The 1,303-nt window shown below is 50.0% G+C and carries 1 protein-coding gene; it reads right to left on the bottom strand.

Features of this window, described 5'->3' with window-relative positions:
- Nucleotides 1-506: 506 nt before the first annotated feature.
- On the bottom strand, nt 507-1,013 hold the full coding sequence (locus AB5405_RS09805) for a DUF5626 family protein (protein ID WP_368138359.1): 507 nt from the start codon (nt 1,011-1,013) through the stop codon (nt 507-509).
- Nucleotides 1,014-1,303 lie beyond the last annotated feature (290 nt).

The raw sequence follows: 1,303 nt of genomic DNA, 5'->3' as shown, positions 1-1,303 counted from the left end.
GGAGGGGGCCTGACCCCATATCGTTGGGGCCAGGCCCGATTTTGCCTCTTGACAATGTCCTGCTCATATTAAAAGGACAGTCCTTGCCAGCCCGGACGGCAAACCGGCCAATCGGCAAGGGCTGTCCCCGATCGCTAGTCGTTTAAGAACATCCACGACGACCGGGTGGCAAGGAGTCTCCCCAAGCACCGGCTGGAAAGGAACGTCCCCAGGTGACGGGTCGAGGATTGGCGTGGATTTGGCGCTGATGCGGTCTCAGTCATAGAAAAATCCTCTCCGCCCACAGAGAAGCAGACAGAGAGGATGGCACCCGCTGAAATGGGTTCGAAATCGAGTGGGCTGACCGCCTACTCTTGTTTGGTTCGTTCAATAACCTTTTTGAGAGCCTTTATCAACTTGTAAACGAGATAGATCACCGCAGCGGTGATTCCGACCTCAACCAGAACTATAGCCAAGAGGGAAACCTCTCCGCCAATGTTGATCTTACCCAACACGCCCATATTGAATCACGCTAGATATGTATGCAGTCGAGAGCCATTTATTTCAGCTCCAAGAGTATAAGTCGCAGACGCCATACCGCCTACACCGGTAAAAAGAAAGCTCCACTTTGTTCGTTTGGAAGAAAAACTCTTACTGAAATTCGATAAGGAAGCACCAACGGAAGATGCCTTATGGCCCCACCACGATGTAATGTTGTAGTTCTTGATTGATATCCAGTACTCAGCATCGAGCACTCCAGTATAGAAGTAAACCTTCCAATTCCCATCAGTAGCGTTGTAGTAGCCGTCCCAAATCGGGGCAACATCAGCTTGCTCTTTCTCTATCCCAAAAACACCTGTAGAGCCATCTGGCAGCTCGATAGTACGTTCTTGTTTCGGTCCATCATTCAAATCGAAGCATGCGTCGGCGGGCGTCAAATACTCAGAAGCATTTGCGGAGGGCAATAAAATAAATCCGGTGGCGAAAAATAGGACAACCATTGCTAACAACAACTTGGGCATTTTTTTCATCATGTCCTCCTGTCACGTGTCATATGTAACGACAGCTGCGGCAATTTAATTATCGCCTGGTTCTGACAATTTTTTTTCCGGCACAGCGACTAATCCGCAAAAGGCGCCATTTTGTCCGTTAGCGGTTTCTTTTTTATCAACAGACGACCAGGTTCCGACGACTATGTATCGGGGGCGCTCTTAAACGGCTGGTCGTTGGGCGCGCTCTTTCGCCGCCCGGCAGAGACGATATGAGCAGGACATAAAAACATTGAGAGCCCCTGCTGCATGAAAGACCGCGGATTAGGCCGACA

It is taken from the genome of Collinsella aerofaciens, from assembly GCF_040920445.1.
Taxonomy (GTDB): Bacteria; Actinomycetota; Coriobacteriia; order Coriobacteriales; family Coriobacteriaceae; genus Collinsella; species Collinsella aerofaciens_BH.
This window is presented reverse-complemented; position numbering and strand designations above follow the sequence as displayed.

Bases quoted from the DNA above. Each gene is read 5' to 3' on its own strand.
- AB5405_RS09805 (WP_368138359.1), bottom strand. From the start codon at position 1,013: ATGATGAAAAAAATGCCCAAGTTGTTGTTAGCAATGGTTGTCCTATTT.